18 protein-coding genes, 1 pseudogene and 1 riboswitch are annotated in these 19192 nt (G+C 71.3%); of the genes and pseudogenes, 14 read left to right on the forward strand and 5 right to left on the reverse strand.

Annotation, left to right across the window (positions count from 1 at the left end):
* The 4 genes from rpsD (at nt 1) to truA (ending at nt 3240) form a co-directional block, all read left to right on the forward strand.
* Nucleotides 1-627, forward strand: a complete 627-nt coding sequence (rpsD, locus tag JIG36_RS26900) for a 30S ribosomal protein S4 (protein ID WP_203379169.1) — start codon at nt 1-3, stop codon at nt 625-627.
* A 94-nt stretch (nt 628-721) separates the two neighbouring features.
* Nucleotides 722-1744 (forward strand): DNA-directed RNA polymerase subunit alpha, encoded by a 1023-nt coding sequence (locus tag JIG36_RS26905; protein WP_097322755.1) that lies wholly within the window; start codon nt 722-724, stop codon nt 1742-1744.
* Nucleotides 1745-1780: 36 nt separating this feature from the next.
* Nucleotides 1781-2347, forward strand: coding sequence for a 50S ribosomal protein L17 (gene rplQ, locus JIG36_RS26910; RefSeq protein ID WP_203379170.1), 567 nt, complete (start codon nt 1781-1783; stop codon nt 2345-2347).
* Between the two features lie 77 nt (nt 2348-2424).
* Nucleotides 2425-3240 carry a tRNA pseudouridine(38-40) synthase TruA gene (truA, locus tag JIG36_RS26915; protein WP_203379171.1) on the forward strand — a complete coding sequence of 272 codons (816 nt, stop codon included), beginning with the start codon at nt 2425-2427 and terminating at the stop codon, nt 3238-3240.
* Here truA and JIG36_RS26920 read toward each other — a convergent pair.
* Nucleotides 3237-4085, reverse strand: coding sequence for a hypothetical protein (locus tag JIG36_RS26920; RefSeq protein ID WP_203379172.1), 849 nt, complete (start codon nt 4083-4085; stop codon nt 3237-3239). The two genes, truA and JIG36_RS26920, sit on opposite strands and share 4 nt — an antisense overlap.
* A 96-nt stretch (nt 4086-4181) precedes the next feature.
* On the opposite strand from JIG36_RS26920, the gene JIG36_RS26925 reads away from it, so the two are divergent.
* The 9 genes from JIG36_RS26925 (at nt 4182) to thiC (ending at nt 12115) form a co-directional block, all read left to right on the forward strand.
* On the forward strand, nt 4182-4796 hold the full coding sequence (locus JIG36_RS26925; protein WP_203379173.1) for a class I SAM-dependent methyltransferase: 615 nt from the start codon (nt 4182-4184) through the stop codon (nt 4794-4796).
* Between the two features lie 33 nt (nt 4797-4829).
* Nucleotides 4830-6476, forward strand: coding sequence for an ABC-F family ATP-binding cassette domain-containing protein (locus JIG36_RS26930; RefSeq protein ID WP_203379174.1), 1647 nt, complete (start codon nt 4830-4832; stop codon nt 6474-6476).
* A gap of 32 nt (nt 6477-6508) precedes the next feature.
* A riboswitch (TPP riboswitch) is annotated at nt 6509-6620 on the forward strand.
* Nucleotides 6614-7237, forward strand: a complete 624-nt coding sequence (locus tag JIG36_RS26935) for a thiamine phosphate synthase (protein WP_438870762.1) — start codon at nt 6614-6616, stop codon at nt 7235-7237. Its footprint overlaps the riboswitch before it by 7 nt.
* Nucleotides 7234-8229: a glycine oxidase ThiO gene (thiO, locus tag JIG36_RS26940; protein ID WP_203379175.1), complete on the forward strand. Its 996-nt coding sequence runs from the start codon at nt 7234-7236 to the stop codon at nt 8227-8229. Before JIG36_RS26935 ends, thiO begins: the two co-directional genes overlap by 4 nt.
* Entirely contained in the window at nt 8229-8426 is a 198-nt protein-coding gene (gene thiS / locus JIG36_RS26945) for a sulfur carrier protein ThiS (RefSeq protein ID WP_203379176.1), read from the forward strand. The genes thiO and thiS overlap by 1 nt, the downstream gene beginning before the upstream one ends.
* A 2-nt stretch (nt 8427-8428) precedes the next feature.
* Entirely contained in the window at nt 8429-9175 is a 747-nt protein-coding gene (locus JIG36_RS26950) for a thiazole synthase (protein WP_203379177.1), read from the forward strand.
* Nucleotides 9169-9732, forward strand: a complete 564-nt coding sequence (locus JIG36_RS26955; RefSeq protein ID WP_203379178.1) for a thiamine phosphate synthase — start codon at nt 9169-9171, stop codon at nt 9730-9732. The genes JIG36_RS26950 and JIG36_RS26955 overlap by 7 nt, the downstream gene beginning before the upstream one ends.
* Nucleotides 9729-10481 carry a bifunctional hydroxymethylpyrimidine kinase/phosphomethylpyrimidine kinase gene (gene thiD, locus JIG36_RS26960; protein ID WP_203379179.1) on the forward strand — a complete coding sequence of 251 codons (753 nt, stop codon included), beginning with the start codon at nt 9729-9731 and terminating at the stop codon, nt 10479-10481. The genes JIG36_RS26955 and thiD overlap by 4 nt, the downstream gene beginning before the upstream one ends.
* A 95-nt stretch (nt 10482-10576) precedes the next feature.
* Nucleotides 10577-12115 (forward strand): phosphomethylpyrimidine synthase ThiC, encoded by a 1539-nt coding sequence (gene thiC, locus JIG36_RS26965; protein ID WP_203379180.1) that lies wholly within the window; start codon nt 10577-10579, stop codon nt 12113-12115.
* On the opposite strand, the gene JIG36_RS26970 is transcribed toward thiC, so the two are convergent.
* From JIG36_RS26970 to JIG36_RS26985, 4 genes are all read right to left on the reverse strand, one after another.
* Nucleotides 12103-12537 (reverse strand): ribonuclease domain-containing protein, encoded by a 435-nt coding sequence (locus tag JIG36_RS26970; RefSeq protein ID WP_203379181.1) that lies wholly within the window; start codon nt 12535-12537, stop codon nt 12103-12105. The genes thiC and JIG36_RS26970 overlap by 13 nt on opposite strands.
* 74 nt (nt 12538-12611) lie before the next feature.
* Nucleotides 12612-13790, reverse strand: coding sequence for a hypothetical protein (locus JIG36_RS26975; protein WP_203379182.1), 1179 nt, complete (start codon nt 13788-13790; stop codon nt 12612-12614).
* 92 nt (nt 13791-13882) lie between these two features.
* Nucleotides 13883-14632 carry an ABC transporter ATP-binding protein gene (locus JIG36_RS26980; protein ID WP_203379183.1) on the reverse strand — a complete coding sequence of 250 codons (750 nt, stop codon included), beginning with the start codon at nt 14630-14632 and terminating at the stop codon, nt 13883-13885.
* Nucleotides 14629-15753, reverse strand: a complete 1125-nt coding sequence (locus JIG36_RS26985) for an ABC transporter substrate-binding protein (protein WP_438870764.1) — start codon at nt 15751-15753, stop codon at nt 14629-14631. Before JIG36_RS26985 ends, JIG36_RS26980 begins: the two co-directional genes overlap by 4 nt.
* A gap of 457 nt (nt 15754-16210) precedes the next feature.
* Between JIG36_RS26985 and JIG36_RS26990 the strand changes: the two are divergent.
* Nucleotides 16211-19192, forward strand: a pseudogene (locus JIG36_RS26990) (sensor histidine kinase).

The following is a 19192-nucleotide window of genomic DNA, read 5'->3' on the forward strand; positions in this document are numbered from 1 at the left end:
ATGGCTCGTTATACAGGTGCGGACTGCAAGCGCTGCCGCCGCGAAAAGATGAAGCTGTTCCTCAAGGGCAGCAAGTGCGACGGGCCCAAGTGCCCGTTCGAGTCGCGTCCCTTCCCGCCCGGCCAGCACGGCCGTGGCCGGACCAAGGAGACCGAGTACCTGCTCCAGCACCGCGAGAAGCAGAAGGCCCGCCGCGTCTACGGCGTGCTCGAGAAGCAGTTCCGCGGTTACTACGAGGAGGCTGTCACCAAGCCCGGCAAGACCGGTGAGGTGCTGCTGCAGATCCTCGAGTCGCGTCTCGACAACGTCGTCTACCGGGCCGGCCTCGCGCAGTCCCGGGACATGGCCCGGCAGCTGGTCAAGCACGGCCACTTCCTGGTCAACGGCGTGAAGGTCGACGTCCCGTCGTACCGCGTCAAGGAGCACGACATCGTGACCACGCGGGAGAAGTCGAAGGAGATGACCCCCTTCGTCGTCGCCCAGGCCCAGGCCGGTCAGCGGCCCGTGCCGGCGTGGCTCGAGCCCATCCCGAGCGAGATGAAGGTTCTCGTTCACTCGCTCCCGGCCCGCGGTGTCATCGACACCCAGGTCCAGGAGCAGCTGATCGTCGAGCTCTACTCCAAGTAGCGCTCCGCCCAGTGCCGGCCCTCGGGGCCGGCACTGGGCTGCATCATCCCGATGGCCATCAAATAGTGGGTGGCCTGACAGAAAGAAGAAACGCGTGCTCATCAGCCAGCGGCCGACCCTCTCCGAGGAGTCGATCAGCGAGACCCGCTCCCGGTTCACCATCGAGCCTTTGGAGCCGGGTTTCGGGTACACCCTCGGCAACTCGCTGCGGCGTACCCTGCTGTCGTCCATCCCCGGCGCGGCGGTCACCAGCATCAAGATCGACGGCGTCCTGCACGAGTTCACCACGATCCCCGGTGTCAAGGAGGACGTGGTCGAGCTGGTCATGAACGTCAAGGAGCTCACCGTCAGCTCCGAGCACGACGAGCCGGTCAGCATGTACCTGCGCAAGCAGGGCCCGGGCGACGTCACCGCCGGTGACATCCAGCCCCCGGCCGGCGTGTCCGTGCACAACCCCGACCTCAAGCTGGCCACGCTCAACAGCAAGGGCCGGCTCGACATGGAGCTCACCGTCGAGCGGGGCCGTGGCTACGTCACGGCGGCGCAGAACAAGAGCGCCGGCGCCGAGATCGGCCGCATCCCGGTCGACTCGATCTACTCGCCGGTCATGAAGGTGACCTACCGCGTCGAGGCGACCCGTGTCGAGCAGCGCACCGACTTCGACCGTCTGATCATCGACGTCGAGTCCAAGGCTTCCATCTCGCCCCGCACCGCGCTGGCCTCGGCCGGTTCGACCCTGGTCGAGCTGTTCGGCCTGTGCCGTGAGCTGGACGAGACCGCCGAGGGCATCGACATCGGCCCGTCGCCGCAGGACGCGCAGCTCGCGGCCGATCTGGCGCTGCCGATCGAGGAGCTGGACCTGACCGTCCGGTCGTACAACTGTCTCAAGCGTGAGGGCATCAACAGCGTTGGTGAACTCATCGGGCGGACGGAGGCCGACCTTCTGGATATAAGGAATTTCGGTCAGAAGAGCATCGACGAGGTCAAGATGAAGCTCGCCGGAATGGGGCTGGGCCTCAAGGACAGCGCGCCGTCCTTCGACCCCGCGCACGTCGTGGACTCGTTCGGCGACGTGGACTACGACACCGACGATTACCGCGAGACCGAGCAGCTCTAAAGAGCCCCCGGCCGCCTTTTACAAGGAGCATTCGCAATGCCCACGCCCACCAAGGGAGCCCGCCTCGGCGGCAGCCCGGCGCACGAGAAGCTCATCCTGGCCAACCTGGCCACCGAGCTTTTCCGGCACGGGAAGATCAAGACCACTGAGGCCAAGGCCCGCCGGCTGCGCCCCCTGGCTGAGCAGCTCGTCACCAAGGCCAAGCGCGGCGACCTGCACTCGCGTCGCCGGGTGCTGGCCACGGTGAAGGACAAGGACGTCGTGTACGCCCTGTTCGAGCAGATCGCTCCGCGTTACGGCAACCGGCCGGGTGGCTACACCCGGATCACCAAGACCGGCCCGCGCAAGGGTGACGCCGCTCCCATGGCCGTCATCGAGCTGGTCGAGGAGCTGCAGGTCGCGGCGACCACCGCCCCGGCCAAGAAGGCGGCCCGCAAGGCCGCCGCGCAGCAGGACAAGGTCGAGGCTCTGGCCCGCGAGGACGAGGCTCCGGCCGCGACCGCCGACCAGGACGCCGAGCCGCCGGTGAACGCCTCCGGTGACAAGGGTGCCGAGGGTCCCGGCGACAAGGCCGAGGGCGAAGACACCGACACCAAGGCCTGAGTTCTCAGGTTGTCAGAAGGCCCGGCACCCCGTACGGGGGTGCCGGGTTCTTTCTTTGTCATGGGGAGAGCTGCGCGATGACGGAAACCGTCCGGTTGAGACTCGACGTGTCGTACGACGGCGCCGATTTCTCCGGGTGGGCCGCCCAGCCGGGGCGCCGCACGGTGGCGGGCGTGCTGGTGGAGGCGCTCGGGCGACTCGTGGGCGTGGACACCCCGCTGGGCCTCACGGTCGCCGGGCGTACGGACGCGGGGGTGCACGCCTCGGGCCAGGTCTGCCACATCGACCTGCCGACCGGCGTCTACGGGGAGCTCGAATCGTCGCTGATGCGGAGGCTGGCCGCGCTGATGCCGCCCGACGCCCGGGTCAAGGCGGTCACCCCGGTGCCGCCGACGTTCGACGCGCGGTTCTCGGCCACGTTCCGCCGCTACGAATACCGGGTCGCCGACACCGGGTGGGGCCCGGAACCGCTGCGGCGCCACGACACGATCGGCTGGGTGCGGCCGCTCGACCTCGACCGGCTCAACGTGGCCGCGGGCGGGCTGACCGGCGAGCACGACTACGCGGCCTACTGCAAGCGCAAGGAGCACGCGACCACGATCCGGGCGATCACGCGGTTCGACTGGCGGCGCGACCCGGACGGCGTGGTCGTGGCCACGGTGCAGGCCGACGCGTTCTGCCAGTCGATGGTGCGCAGCCTGGTCGGGGCGCTGCTGGTCGTGGGGGACGGGCGGCGTGACCCGGGCTGGCCGTCGACGCTGCTCACCCGTACGGAACGCTCGAGCGAGGTCACGGTGGCGCCGGCCCACGGGCTCACGCTGATCGAGGTCGGCTATCCCGGCGAGGACGACTATGCCGCCCGGGCCGAGGCCACGAGAAGGATGCGCTCTTAGAGGAGCGAACCGGGCGGCTGTGGGGGAGCCGCCCGGCCGCTCAGGACCCCGCCGAGGTGGTTGTCCACGATCTCGGCGGTGATCCTCTTCGCGTACGGGTCGTCGTCGTGCACCAACGTCCCGTCGGGCCGGGTGATCACGCAGTAGAGCAGGAAGTTCTCCCGTACGTGCCAGCCGATCGAGGCCGTCGCCGGGTCACCGCCGGCGCCGGCCGGGATCGTCGTGAACCCGCCGGCCCCGCTGACCACCTGTTCGCGCACCAGGTCGTTCACCGTGGCGGCGCTCTGGGCGTCGGCCAGCGTGAACACCCCGGCGGTGACCCGGTAACCCCCGTACGGCGAGGTCAGCCCGGCTCGCGCCACCTCGCTGCACCCGTTGCGGGCCAGCAGCGCGCCCAGCTCCCCGGTGGTGGCCTCGCGGCAGTCCGTGTCGAAGTGCCGCATCTCGATCCGGTAGGCCCCCGTGGCGCCCGCCGGTCGCAGATCGTCCTGATCCGGAAAGATCTCGCCGAGGGTCAATGAGTCGAGCGCCGGCGCGGCCGCGGCGCCGGAGGTTTGTTGACGCCGATCGGGTCCCGTCACCAGGAAGCCGATCATCAGGGCCAGGCCGAGGATGATCACCCCGGCCAGGCCTCGGGTGAGCCACTGCGCGGCCCGCTGCGGCTCGACGATCAACGCCGGAGCCACCGCCGCCCGGCGCCGGCCCGGAGGTTTGCGGGGGCGCGGGAGGGGTGGCGCCGGCGACGGCCGATGCTGTCCGCCCGATCCGATGCCGCGGACCAGGAGCACCAGGCCGCCGTCGGCGGTCGCGCGGTGGGCTGCTCGAGAAGGGGTGCCGTACCGCATGGCGACCACGCTAGGAGCGCATGGTGATCAATGAACGCACAGATTGTGCGGCACCCCCGTGCGCGCTCGCGCGTTGACCGGCGGCAGACTGGTCCGGTGAGCGCCGATCATTACTTCAGCGCCGAGCCGACCACGCCCGACCGTCGCGGCGAGATCGAGTTCAGCGTCGCCGGCCGTGACTACCGGCTGGCCGTCGCCGCCGGCGTGTTCAGCGCGGGCCGGCTCGACCCGGGCACGGCCGTGCTGCTTCGCAAGGGCGACCTGCCGTCGGCCGGGGTCACGGGCACGTTCCTCGACCTCGGGTGCGGCTACGGGCCGATCACCTGCGTGCTCGCGAGCGAATCTCCCGGGGCGACGGTCTATGCGGTCGACGTGAACTCGCGCGCCCGCGAGCTGACCGCGGTCAACGCCGGGACGCTCGGGCTGGCGGCCCGCGTCCACGTCGTCGAGCCCGGCCAGGTGCCCGACGGGGTGAGCTTCGACCAGATCTGGAGCAACCCGCCCACCCACGTCGGCAAGGCCGAGCTGCGGGCGCTGATGGAGCGCTGGCTGCCCCGGCTCGCACCCGGCGGCGTGGCCTGGCTGGTGATCAACCGGCATCTCGGTGGTGACTCGCTGCACACCTGGCTCGTCGAGGGCGGCTGGGATGTGGAGCGTGTGGCCAGCCAGAAGGGCTTCCGCGTGCTGAGGGTGGCCCGGAAAACCGACTGACGACAACGGCCCCGGCCGGGGAAGATGTCGGCCATGGGTTACGTGGATGTCGCCGGAGCCGGTTTTGTGCTGCCCGACGGGCGCCGGCTCTTCGCCGACGTCGCGTTCCGGGTCGGTGAGGGGGCCAAGGTCGCGCTGGTCGGGCCGAACGGAGCGGGCAAGACCACGCTGCTCCGCATGGTCGCCGGCGACCTCGCGCTGCCCGAGGGCACGATCGCGCGCTCCGGCGGCCTCGGCGTGATGCGCCAGTTCATCGGCATGATCGGCGACGACCGTACGCTGGAGGATCTGGCTCTCTCGCTCGTGCGCCCCGACCTGCGGGCGGCCGGGGAACGACTGGCGGCCGCGTCCGCCGCGCTCGACGAGACCGAGCGCAGCCAGATCGCGTACGCGAACGCTCTGGCTCATTGGGGTGAGACCGGGGGATACGACACCGAGGTGCTCTTCGACACCGTCGCCGTGGCGATCCTCGGCAAGACCTGGGACGAGGTGCGTCACCGTCCGGTCCGGACATTGTCGGGTGGTCAGCAGAAGCGGTTCGCGCTCGACCTGCTGCTGCGCGGCGACGACGAGGTGCTGCTGCTCGACGAGCCGGACAACTTCCTCGACGTGCCCGGCAAGCGCTGGCTCGAGACGCGGCTGCGCGAGTCGCCGAAGTCCGTGCTCTACGTCTCGCACGACCGCGAGCTGCTGGCCCAGACCGCCGATCGGGTGGTGGCGGTCGAGGGCGGCACAGCCTGGACGCATCCGGGCGGGTTCGCGTCGTGGCACGAGGCCCGGGTGCACCGCCACGACCGCATGGAGGAGAACCACCGGCGCTGGGAGGAGGAGCACCAGAAACTCAAGGATCTGGTGCTGTCGCTCAAGCAGAAGGCGACCTTCAACGACGGCATGGCCTCGCGCTACCAGGCCGCACAGACCCGGCTGCGCAAGTTCGAAGAGGCCGGTCCGCCGCCGCTGCCGCCCAAGGAGCAGTCGCTGCGGATGAACCTGCGGGGCGGGCGCACGGCCAAGCGCGCGGTGATCTGCGAACAGCTGGAGATGGAGGATCTGACCTTCCCGTTCGACCTGGAGATCTGGTATGGCGACCGGGTCGCGGTGCTGGGCGCCAACGGCACCGGCAAGTCGCACTTCCTGCGGCTGCTGGCGGCCGGCGGGTCCGATCCCGAGGCCGAGAACAAACCGGTCGACGGCGCTCCGCTGGCCCACGTGGCCCACAACGGGGTGGCCCGGCTCGGCGCGCGGGTGCGGCCCGGCCACTTCTCGCAGACGCACGACCGGCCCGAGCTGCTCGAACGCACCCTGGTCGAGATCCTGTGGCGGGGCGACGACCACCGGTCCGGAATGGACCGGGCGGGCGCGATGAAGGCGCTCAACCGCTACGAGCTGGCGGCCCAGGGCGACCAGCGGTTCGGCACCCTCTCGGGTGGTCAGCAGGCGCGTTTCCTGGTGCTGCTCCTGGAACTTTCCGGGGCGACGGTGCTGCTGCTCGACGAGCCGACCGACAACCTCGACCTGGCCTCGGCCGAGGCGCTGGAGGAGGGGCTGAACAAGTTCGAGGGCACGGTGATCGCGGTCACCCACGACCGCTGGTTCACCCGCTCCTTCGACCGCTTCGTGCTGTTCCAGGGTGACGGCGAGGTCGTGGAGACTCCGGCGCCGGTTTGGGACGTGCGCTAGTTTTCCTCGGCGGACCGGGTTATGGTCCGAAGCAACAACCCCACGGGAGTCCGGTGCACCGGGCTGAGAGGGGGGCTGACGCGGCCCCCGACCGTCGAACCTGATCCGGATCATGCCGGCGCAGGGAGGAGCTTCCGTTGTTGTTGCCGCGTTTGCACATCGTCACCGATTCGCTCGACGTCGTGCGGGGCGTTCTCGGGCACGGCCCGGTCGCCGTCCAGGTGCGGGTCAAGACCAGCGACCGCGACGCGTACGCCCTGACCACCGCGGCGCTCGAGCTGTGCCGGGCCGCGGGGGCCGTCTGCCTGGTCGACGACCGGGTCGGGGTGGCGCTCGCGGCCGGGGCCGACGGCGTGCACGTGGGCGCCGAAGACCTGCCGGTCGCGGCCGCCCGCCGGGTGCTCGGGCCGGCCGCCGTGCTCGGCGCCACCTGCCGCAACCCCGAGGCTGCGCGGGCCGCGGTGGCCGCCGGCGCGACCTATCTCGGCGTGGGTCCGGCGTTCGCCACCCGCACCAAGACCGGGCTGCCGGAACCGATCGGGCCACCGGGCGTCGCCGCGGTGACGCGGGCCGTGCCGGGCACTCCCGTGATCGCGATCGCCGGCATCACCCCCGACCGGGTCGCCGAGCTGGAGTGTTACGGCGTGGCCGCGATCTCGGCGGTCGCGGCCGACCCCAGCGGCGCGACGGCGGACTTCCTGCGGGCGCTCGCGTCCCGCTCGGACCGGGTCGGGACCGCGGCACCGGGAGGCCGGGCATGAGCGACATCACCGTTGTCGGCGGCGGGATCATCGGGCTCTCGATCGCCTGGCGGCTCGTGGCCCGCGGCGCCGACGTGACCGTGCTCGACGGCGGGGACGAGGGCGCCTGGCATGTGGCGGCCGGGATGCTCGCGCCCGGTGGCGAGTCCGAGCACGAGGACCCGGCGCTGATCCGGCTGCTCGACCGGTCGGCCGACCTATGGCCCGCCTTCGCCGAGGAGCTGGGCGTCGACGTCGGCTACGACAAGACGGGCACGCTGAGCCTGGCGTTGACGGCGGACGACCTGGCCGGGCGGGCTCGACTGTGGACACGGCAGCAGCTGCCGCTGTTGCGGCCCTCCGAGTTGCGGTCGCTGGAACCGGCGCTGTCTGTTCGCGTACGGGCCGGGGTCCTGGCTTCCCGGGAGCGTCAGGTGGACCCGCGCCGGGTGGTGAACGCGCTGCGGGAGCGGCTGAGCGATCGGATCGTGCCTAAGCGGATCGAGTCGCTCTCCGACGTGGATGCGAGAGTGGTCGTGGTGGCGGCCGGTTGTGGCACGGCGGCCCTCACCGGCCTGCCCGTGCGGCCGGTCAAGGGGCAGGTGCTGCGGCTGCGCGGCGAACCGGGGCTGCTGCGGCACGTGCTCGACGCGGCGGTCGACGGCAACGAGGTCTACATCGTGCCCCGCGCCGACGGCGAGGTGGTGGTGGGCGCGACGCAGGAGGAGCGCACCGACCGGCTGGTGACCGCGGGTGGCGTCCACGACCTGCTGCGGGCGGCCCTCGAGATCGTGCCCGGGCTGGCCGAGTTCGAGCTCACCGAGACCACGGTCGGGCATCGGCCGGGAACGCCGGACAACGCACCGATGCTGGGCCGGCTCGACGACCGGGTGGTGGTGGCGGCCGGGCACTTCCGCAACGGCATCCTGCTCGCCCCGGTCACCGCCGACCTGATCGCCGGGGTCGTCCTCGACGGCCAGGATGTCGCCGACTTCTCGCCCCGGAGGTTCTGATGCGGCTGACGGTGAACGGGAAACCGTTCGAAGGGGACACCCCGTCGGTGCTGGCGCTGGTCGAGTCGATCACCGAGGCCCGGCGCGGGGTCGCGGTCGCGGTGAACGGCGAGGTGGTGCCGCGCTCGACCTGGAACGTCACGAAGCTCGGCGACGGCGATTCGGTCGAGGTGCTGACCGCGGCGCAGGGAGGCTGACCATGGACCTCTTCGAGAATTCGCGGCTCATCCTCGGCACCGGCGGCGCCAACAGCCTGGCCGCGCTGGAGGAGGCGATCGTCGCGTCCGGCACCGACCTGGTCACCGTGGCGCTGCGCCGGGTCGACGCGGCCGGGCCCGGGCTGCTGCCGATGCTCGACCGGCTCGGCGTGCGGGTGCTGCCGAACACGGCCGGCTGCTACACGGCCGGAGACGCGGTGAAGACGGCCCGCCTGGCCCGCGACGCCTTCGAGACCGACCTGATCAAGCTCGAGGTGATCGGGGACGAACGCACCCTGCTGCCGGACGGGGTCGAGCTGCTGCGGGCGGCCGAGGAACTGGCCGCCGACGGGTTCACCGTGCTGCCGTACACCAGCGACGACCCGATCCTGGCCCGCCGCCTGGCCGACGTGGGCTGCGCCGCGGTGATGCCGGCCGGGTCGCCGATCGGGTCGGGGCTGGGCATCTCGAACCCGCACCACATCCGGCTGATCCGGCAGAGCGTGGACGTGCCGGTGGTGCTCGACGCCGGCATCGGGACGGCGTCGGACGCGGCCCTGGCCATGGAACTCGGCTGCGACGCGGTGCTGATCGCCAGCGCGGTCACCCGGGCCGACGAGCCCGCGGCGATGGCGGCCGCGATGAGACACGCGGTGCTGGCCGGGCGGCTTGCCTTCGAGGCCGGGCGGATCCCGAAACGGTTCCACGCGCTGGCCTCCACATCGGACGAGGGGCGGGCCCGGTGGTGACGCCGGCCGGGCTGGTGGTGCTCACCGACCGGCGGATCGCCCGCGAACCCCTGGTTGCGGTGGTGCGGGAAGCGGTCCGCGGCGGCGCGGCGTGGGTTGTTCTGCGCGAGAGAGATCTCCCGTACGGCGAACGGGCCGCCCTCGCCGACGCGCTGCGCGAGGTGGTCCCGCCCGGCCGCCTGATCGTCGCCGGCCCCGACCCGCTCGGCGGCGACGCGGTGCATCTGGCCGGAGCCGACCCGCTACCGGTCGACGACGTGGGGTTGATCGGCCGCTCGTGCCACGGTGTACCCCGACTGTCCACAGAGGATTACGTGACGTTGTCACCGGTCTTCCCGACCGCGACCAAACCGGGATACGGACCGGCCCTGGGCCCGTCGCGCGCCGCCGGACTCGCGGGCGCCGTGCCGTGGCTGGCCCTGGGCGGGGTCACCTCGGCCGCCGAGGTCAAGGAGTGCGTCGCGGCCGGGGCGAGCGGTGTCGCCGTCCTGGGCGCGATCATGCGGGCCGGCGATCCGGCCGCGGTGGCCGCCGAGCTGACGGCGGGCCTGTCATGACGCCGCCCGTGGTGCTGACCATCGCCGGGTCGGACTCGGGGGGCGGCGCCGGGATCCAGGCCGACCTCAAGACGTTCGCGGCCCTGGGGGCGTACGGGACCTCGGTCGTCACCGCCGTGACCGCGCAGAACACCCTCGGCGTGACCGCGATCCACCCGATCCCGGTCGACGTCGTGGCGGCGCAGCTCGAGGCGGTGCTGGCCGACCTGCCGGTGGTGGCCGTGAAGGTCGGCATGATCGGGGACCCGGCCGTGGGGGAGCTGATCGCCTCGTGGGCCGACCGGCTGCCCAACCTGGTCGTGGACCCGGTGCTGGTGGCCACGTCGGGGGCCCGGCTGGCCGAGACCGCGTCGGTCGCGCCGCTGCTCACCCGGCCCTGTGTGCTGACCCCGAACCGGCTGGAGGCCGCGGCCCTGGTCTCGAATCCTGACCTGTCCGTGCCGGAGATGGCCGAACACCTGGCCGGTCTGGGCGCGCGGGCCGTGGTGGTGACCGGCAGCGAGCTCGCGGTCGACGTGCTGCGCTTCGAGGGGGTCACCGAGACGTTGCGTGGTGAGCCGGTCGACACCGCCAACAACCACGGATCGGGTTGCACGTTCTCGTCGGCGATCGCGGTGCGGCTGGCCCTGGGTGATCCGGTGCCGGTGGCCGTGCGGGCCGCCAAGCGATATGTGACCGACGCGCTTGCTGGTGGGCGTGAGTGGCGGCTGGGCGCTGGGCCTGGGCCGCTGAATCACTTCGCTTTTTAGAAAAAGGGCGCCTCCGCAGGGGATCGGTGTGCTCTCCACAGGGGAGGGCGCCTCCGCAGGGGATCAGTGCGCCCTCCGACGGGGAGGAAAGGTATATGAGGCGTAAAACGTACGTCAAGGGGTCGAGCCCGGACATCCGGGTGCCGTTCATGTCGGTCGAGCTGAGCGACGGCAACGATCCCGTACGGCTGTATGACACGTCCGGACCGGGCAGCGTCGCCGCCGAGGGTCTGCCGCCTTTACGTGCCCCCTGGGTGAGCGGCCGCACCCAGCTGGCGTCGGCACGGGCCGGCGTGGTGACCCCCGAGATGGAGTTCGTGGCGATCCGCGAGAACGTGCCGGCCGAGCTGGTGCGCTCCGAGATCGCGGCCGGCCGGGCCGTGCTGCCGGCGAACCGCAACCACCCGGAGAGCGAGCCGATGGTGATCGGGTCGCGGTTCCTGGTGAAGGTCAACGCGAACATCGGCACCTCGGCCGTCACCTCCTCGGTGGACGAGGAGGTGGAGAAGATGACGTGGGCGACGCGGTGGGGCGCCGACACGGTGATGGACCTGTCGACCGGGCCGCGCATCCACGAGACGCGCGAGGCGATCATCCGGAACTCGCCGGTGCCGATCGGGACCGTCCCGCTCTATCAGGCGCTGGAGAAGGTCAAGGGCGATCCGGTCAAGCTGACCTGGGAGCTGTTCCGCGACACGGTGCTGGAACAGGCCGCACAGGGCGTCGACTACATGACCGTCCACGCCGGAGTCCTGCTGCCGCACGTGCCGCTGGCGGCCCCCCGCGTGACCGGAATCGTGTCGCGCGGCGGGTCGATCATGGCGGCCTGGTGTCTCGCGCACCATGAGGAGAATTTCCTCTATACGAACTTCGATGAGCTGTGCGCGATATTCGCGGATTACGACATCACGTTCTCCCTGGGTGACGGTCTGCGGCCGGGCTCGATCGCCGACGCCAACGACGAGGCCCAGTTCGCCGAGCTGCGCACGCTGGGGGAGCTGACCCGCCGGGCCTGGGAGTACGACGTACAGGTGATGGTCGAGGGCCCGGGCCACGTGCCCATGCACAAGATCAAGGAGAACGTGGACCTGCAGGTCGAGCTGTGCGGCGGGGCGCCGTTCTACACGCTCGGGCCGCTGACGACCGACATCGCTCCGGCCTACGACCACATCACGTCGGCGATCGGCGCGGCGATGATCGGCATGTTCGGCACGGCGATGCTCTGTTACGTGACGCCCAAGGAGCACCTGGGCCTGCCGGACCGGGACGACGTGAAGGCCGGGATGATCGCCTACAAGATCGCGGCGCACGCGGCCGACCTGGCCAAGGGGCATCCGGGCGCCCAGGCGTGGGACGACGCGCTGTCCAAGGCCCGGTTCGAGTTCCGTTGGGAGGACCAGTTCGAGCTGGCCCTCGATCCCGAGACCGCCCGCTCCTACCACGACGAGACGCTGCCGGCCGCGGCCGCGAAGACCGCCCACTTCTGCTCGATGTGCGGGCCCAAGTTCTGCTCGATGAAGATCAGTCACGAGCTCAAGGCGCAGGGGATGGGCCAGAAGTCGGCCGAGTTCGTGGCCGGCGGCGGCCAGGTCTACGTGCCGCTGCCGGCCACCCGGGAGAGTCAGAGCTTGTAGAAGGTCACGTAGTGGTCCGGGGTGAACCACGTCTCCCGCGTCGAGCGGTTGACGACGATCCGGTACGCGTCACGGGCCGCGCCCCGGGCCCGCGAATAGACGTCGTACTCGCTGTAGGTCGCGTTCAGCGGCAGCTGGCGCTCACGGTTCTGGAATGTGCCACCGGTGTAGTTGTACTGGCCGTACGGCCACGAGTACCAGCCGGAGCTCGTCGGCCAGTCCAGCGAGCTCCAGCCGGTGCGGGCCGTGCGGGCCGCCGAGCAGCGGGAGATCGTGCAGCTGGAGTAGACGGCGGCCTGGGCCGCGTCGGTGTGTGTCGGCGCCACCACGGCGGGCCCGGTCAGGGCCAGACCCGAGAGCGCGAAGACGAGGGCGAGGCCGGCGATGAGCCGGCGGAGGCGAGGGAGCCGGTCGGCGTTCATGCCTTCATCGTCAGCGCCGGTCCGCCGCCGCGGTACCTCCCCGATGAGTCATTTCATTGATGTTCGCCTATGGGTTACTGAGGGCGGCCGAGGCCGCTCACCCAGTCGGCGATCTCGCCGTCGGGGCGCTGCGGTGGGGCCGGCGGGGCGAAACCGTTGAACGGCGGCATGGTGATCACGCCGGTGTCCGAGGGCTTCAGCTCGTGCTCGGGGCGCTGGGCGGCCACGGCGGCCCGGGCCGCGACCGTCGCGCGGGCCGCGACCGAGGCGCGGCCGGTGACGGCCTGGGCGGCGCCGGTGCCGGGCAGTGAGCCGCCCGCCTTCGCGATCGCCGAATCGGGCCGGGGCGACTCGCGCTGCGGCAGCGGCGGGCGGTCCGGAGTGGGCTCGGCCGCGTCGGGCGAATCCGGGCGATCGGTGGCCGGGCCCCGCCGCAGGACGGCGGCCAGCACCGAGCCGAAGACCCCGGCGCCGGCGGCCGTCATCGCGGCCCAGTAGGGCATCTCCTGGGCGCGGGTCGTGCCCGGGCCGGCGACCAGGTAGGCAGCGGTCAGCAGAGCCGGGCCGGGCAGCCCGGCCAGCGCGATCGCCGTCGTCGACAGGGAGCGGTTGCGGGCCGTGAACCCCAGCACAAGGCCGCAGATCAGCGCGATCACCGGCATCGTGAGCAGCGCGACCCGGTCGAGCACGCCGTCGGGCACGAACGTGGCGTCGAGCACGCCGAGGCGTACGGGGGGAAGGGTCTCGCCGGAACGCAGCGAGGGCGCCACCGAGACGAGCGCGACGGCCCAGATCACGCTGCTCAGCGTCGTGAGACTCCAGCGGGCGGCGGACCGGCCCAGGGCGGCGTACGCGGCGAAGATGCCCGCCGCCGCGCCGATCAACGCGCACGCCCCGATCACGAAGACCGCGTTCACGCCGGCGATCTCGGCCGCGCGGGCCGGCTGCATGGTCAGCGGCACGATCATCGCCGCGCCGAGGCCGGCGGCCACCCCGCCGACGAGCCGGGTGCCGGCGCCGGCCTGCTGGGGCAGACGTGGGCGGGCGGCCACTCCACCGGCGGCGGCCGCGGTCAGCGCGAACCAGGCGACCCAGGCCAGCTGGCCGGTCCACTCGTCACGCGCCGTGATCTCGACGACACGGGAGAAGCTGAGGATGCCCAGTCCGTAGGCCAGGCCCAGCTGACCGGCGCCGACCAGCGCGGCGGCGCCGAACGCGGCTCCCACCAACTTCACCCAGGTCCGAAAAGCCATGACTGGCACGTTACGGTTCCCTCGCCTGCGCGCTCAACAGCGGGAGTCGATTCTTAAAATCCCGCTTAGTTATTTGTACGAAGAGTGACCGGTCAGGCCATTAAAAGATCATGAAGCAGGCCGCTGCACCGGGCCACCTCGTCCGAGTGGGCCGTGCGGCCCAGCGTGCGCGGACGCGGGATCCGCACGTCGACGATCTCGCGGACCCGGCCCGGGCGCGGGCTGAGCACGACCACCCGGTCGGCCAGCAGCACCGCCTCGTCGATCGAGTGGGTGACGAAGACGGTGGTCGCCCGCTGCTCCATGTGGATGCGCTGCAACTCGACCGACAGCTCCTCGCGGATCAGCGGGTCGAGGGCCGAGAACGGCTCGTCCATCAGCATCACCTGCGGCTTGCCGATCAGCGCGCGGCAGAGCGCCACCCGCTGCTGCATACCGCCCGAGAGCTCGTGCGGCAGCCGCTTCTCGAACCCGGTCAGGCCGGTCAACGCCAGCAGCTCGTGGGCCCGGTCGCGGTACTGCGCCTTGCGCCAGCCGAAGATCTGCACCGGCAGCAGCACGTTGTCGAGCACCGAACGCCAGGGCAGCAGCGCCGGCCGCTGGAACATCATCGACACGTCGCGGCGTGGCTTGTGCACCGCCTGCCCGCCCACCTCGATGCCGCCCCCGGTCGGCGGCAGCAGGCCCGCGATCAGCCGCAACAGCGTCGACTTGCCGCAGCCGGAACGGCCCACGACGGCCACGAACTCGCCGTCGGCGACGTCCAGGCTGACCTCGCGCAGCGCCTCGACCGTGCCCGAGCGCCCGGTGAACGTGCGGGAGACCTGGTTGATCCGGATCATGACGCGAGCCGCCACCGGCCGCTGCGCGCCACCAGCAGGGTGAGCGCCTGCGGCATCAGGCCGGAGTGGTTGTCGGGGGTGATGCGGATCGGACCGGACAGACCGTCGACCTGGGACGTCTCGAGGATCTCGCGGATCCGCGGACGGTCGGCGCCGACCCGGGCCACCGCGTCGGCGATCAGGTCGGCGGCGTCGGCGGCGAACGAGGCCACACCCGAGTAGCTGCCGTAGCGCGAGGTGTAGTCACGGAACCACTGCTTGCGGGCCGACTTCGCCGGCGTCGTCGCGACCACGTCGTCGATCGCCAGGATCTGGGTGAACACCATGGTCGCGCTGTTCGTGGCGGCCGCCGCGTCGCGCGCGATGAACAGGTCGCTCGCCGCCGCCGCGTCGAAGAGCAGGCGCTTGGTGAAACCGCCGCGCCGGGCGCTGGTCGCGGCCAGCGCGGCCAGGTCGGGCGGCGTGAGCACGACCAGCGCGTCCGGCTCGGTGTCGGTCAGCGTGCCGACGGACTGCGTGATGTCGGTCGAGCCCGGCTTGACCGCGCGGGCGACCGTGACGTTGAAGCCCGGCGTGTTCTCCAGGGCCGCCCCCAGCGCCCGGTTCGCGTCGACCCCGTACAGGTCGTTCGAGTAGAGCACCGCGATCTTGCGCGCGTTCGCCCGGACCAGCTCGTTGACCAGGGCGGCCGAGCTGTCGGCGGAGTTCGGGTTGAGCTTGAAGATGTACTGCCGCTCGGGAACCGGGCTGGCCACCTGGTCGGACGCGGCGAGCGCGATCACCGGCACGGTCTTGTCGTTGATCGTCTTGGACGCCCGGACCACGCACTCGTCGCAGGAGCCGGTGACCACCGCGGCGACCGCCGGGTCGTCCGCGAACGTGCTGATGTTGCGCAGCGACACCGTCGGGTCGTTCCGGTTGTCCTTCGTCACCAGTCGCAGCTCGCGGTCGCCCAGCTGACCCGAGGCGTTGATCTGCTCGATCCGCAGCTGCAGAGCGCGGGCGTAGGCCTGGTCGACCAGCGACGAGTTGTTGAAGTCGGCCGCGACGACCACGACCTGGGCGCCGCTGTCGGCCTCGTCGTCGTCCGAGGTACAGCCGGCCGCGCCGGCGAGGAGCATCGATGCCACGGCGATGGCCGCGGTGATGCGGGGGAGCCGCACTGCGGTGCCTCCTATGGGGGCGGGGAAGGCGTCGTTGCCGAGCATCGTGGCTGGGCGGCGCGCATGCCGATACGGACAATGTGTCCGTTCGATCGCGCCAAACCTTGCCAACGTGAAGGCCCCTGGTCAAGCGGCTCACCATCGATGGAACGAGACGGTTGTCTCACATAATGGTTGGAATCTTGGGAGTGTCGTGTGATCGTGCGGTTACTGAATGTGTCTGGAAACATATTCGTGCACGTCAAAGCAGCAAAAGTGTCGAATGTAGAACGGGCACCTTTCCTGGCAGTCGGGCAGGAAGTTCGTTTCCGGGTCTTTGCAGACTTCCCAAACGGATGTCCGTTCTGATGAAATTCCCGGGCCGCGCGAGCAATTGCGGGCGAAGAGCCACGGGGATGACCACGGAGGAGAAGTCGTGAGCACCGGATCTTCGACCCAGGTGACGCGCCGTGGTGTCTTCCCCCGTCTGCGAGACGCCCGGATCCGCGCCAAACTGGCTCTCATTCTGGTGGTTCCACTTGTCGCGGTCATCGCGCTGGCCACCACTCGACTCGTCGACGTCGGGCAACGTGCCGCCGACGCCGGACAGGTCGAGCAACTGACCAAACTGGAGACCGACGTCTCCGCCCTTACCCAAATGCTGCACGTCGAGCGGATGGCTGCCGCCGCATACCTCGGCAATATCCTGCCCGACCCCGAGAATCCCAAGTCCGCCGAAGAGGCGTACCAGTCCGCCGTGCGGTCGAGTGACGCGCAGATCCAGGTCTACCGCGCGCAGCGGGGCGAGATCGACAACCCGCCGGGAACGGTGCAGGACCGGCTCGTCCGGATCGACGACCACCTGGACACGATGGACGCCACGCGCACCGCGGTCGGCGACCGGGTCAACATCTCGGTCTCCGAGGCGGTCTCGCGCTACAGCGTCGTCATCACCGACCTGGTCGCCTATGTGGAAGCGGTCAGCCAGTTCGCGGGCGACGGCGACATCGCCGACCAGCTGCGCGCGATCGCCGCGTTCGCCCGGGCCAAGGCCGGCACCGCCGAGCAGGAGGCGGTCTCCTTCGCGGCCCAGGTCGTCAAGGACACCAGCGCCGAGTAGCGCACCACGTTCATCGCGACCCAGACCAGCCAGCAGGAGGCGCTGCAGGCCTTCTCCCTGGTCGCCAGCCCGGCCCAGCGGTCCCTGGTCGACAACGTGGTCAGTGGCGACGCGGTCAACCTGGTCGACAACCTCACCGGTCAGCTCGGCCGCGCCTCCAGCGCCGCCGCCGTGGTGCCGTCCGACATCGCGCAGGCCTTCGGTGCGGTGGTCGACCTGATGCGCTGGGCCGAGCAGGAGCTCGAGTCCGACGTGGTCGAGCAGGCGTCGTCCGACCGCGACGCCGTCGTGCGCCAGGCCGCGATCGAGGCCGCGCTGGTCGTGCTGGTGCTGATCATCGCCATCACGCTCGCCGTCATCCTGGCCCGCTCGCTGAACATGTCGCTGCGCCGGCTGCGGGAGGGCGCCCTGGCGGTGGCCAACCGCGACCTGCCCGACGCCGTGGCCCGGCTGCGCGACGCCCGCAACCTGGGCGAAGGTGGCGCCGACGACATCGTCCGCTCGGTCCGCGACCCGATCCAGCTGCCCAACCGCGACGAGGTCGGCCAGGTCGCCCAGGCGTTCAACGTCGTCCACCGCGAGGCGGTCCGGATCGCGGCCGAGCAGGCCGCGCTGCGCACCAGCGTCTCGACGATGTTCCTCAACCTGGCCCGGCGCTCGCAGTCGCTGGTCGACCGGATGATCGGTGAGCTCGACCAGATCGAGCGCACCGAGGAGGACCCGAAGCGCCTGGCCCAGCTGTTCGAGCTCGACCACCTGGCCACCCGGATGCGCCGCAACGACGAGAACCTGCTGGTCCTCGCGGGTGCCGACTCCAGCGCCCCGCGTCGCGAGGACGCCCTGCTGGTTGACGCGCTGCGCGCCTCCCAGTCCGAGGTCGAGCTCTACAACCGCATCGAGTTCGGCACGGTCGACACCGACATCTCGATCGCCGCGCTCGCCGTCAACGACGTGGTGCGTCTGGTCGCCGAGCTGCTCGACAACGCCACCCGCTTCTCACCGCCCAACACGGTCGTGGTCGCCGACGGCCGCCGCATCCGTGACTACGTGGTGATCCAGGTGGAGGACCGTGGCCTCGGCATGTCCGAGGAGCAGATGGACCAGCTCAACCGCCGGCTGTCCGAGCCGCCGAGCGTCGACGTGGCCGCGTTCCGCCTGATGGGTCTGGCCGTGGTCGGCCGTCTCGCCTCGCGCTACGGCATCCGCGTCGAGCTGCGGGCCAACCTCGAGGGCGGCACCGTCGCCCAGGTCACGCTGCCGAGCAGCATCGTGGTGCTGCCGAGCCGGCGCCTCGACCCGCCCCCGCGTCCGCAGGAACTGGGCACCGCGCCGTACGGCGGTGGCTGGGACGCCCGGTCGGCCCGCGCGGCCACCGCGACCCTGCCGACGATCGCGCCCGAGCCGTGGCACGAGCCCACCCCGCCGCCGCCCAGCGCGCACCCACAACTGCCGATGTTCCCGTCGCAGCGCCCACCGTCCGAACCGGACGTGCGGCCGACGCCGAACCGGCCACCGCTGCCGAACCGCGTCTCCAAGACGATCGACGCCACCCAGACGTCCACGACGATGAACGGGTTCGCGGCCGCGACGCCGGCTCCTCCGGTGGTCTCCGCGCCGCCGGTGGTCTCCGCGCCTCCCGTGGCGTCCGCACCGCCCTTTGTCGCGTCCGCTCCGCCGGCCCCCACCGGCAACGGCTGGGGCGCCGCGTTGGCCGCGATGCCGCCGGTGCCCTCCACGCCGGCGCCGCCGACGGCCGAGGAACGCAACGACGCGCCGATCTTCGTGCAGATGCAGCAGAGCTGGTTCCGCAACCACGAGAACTCGAGCCAGGAGGAGTGGGGCATGCCGACCGCCGGTTACGCGCCACCGCCGAACGGCTCCACGCCGTCGCCGAAGCCGGCCGCCGCACCCGCGTCCCCGGCTGCGGCACCGCCGCCGCCCGCGCCGACGTCGCCGCCCGCCGCACCTCCCGCCGCGGCGAGAGGGCACAATGGACCGTCGGTTCCGAAGCCCCGTGCGGCTGCGGACGACCGGTGGAAGACATCGGCTGACGACGGGTGGCAGAAGGCGATGGCAGCGGCGGAACCGGTCGACGCCGGCACCACGCGATCCGGGCTACCCAAGCGCGTTCCCCAGGCGCAACTCGTTCCTGGAGGCGTCCAGGCCGGGCCGCGCAACCAAAATCGTCGCAGTCCTGATGAGGTCCGCGGGCTTCTTTCCGCGTATCACCGGGGAGTGCAACGTGGGCGGACGGACGGCACTGCCGAGTCCACCGCCTCCCAGGCTAAGGAGAACTGA

The organism is Paractinoplanes ovalisporus (assembly GCF_016834655.1).
In the GTDB taxonomy this organism is placed as follows: Bacteria; Actinomycetota; Actinomycetes; order Mycobacteriales; family Micromonosporaceae; genus Actinoplanes; species Actinoplanes ovalisporus.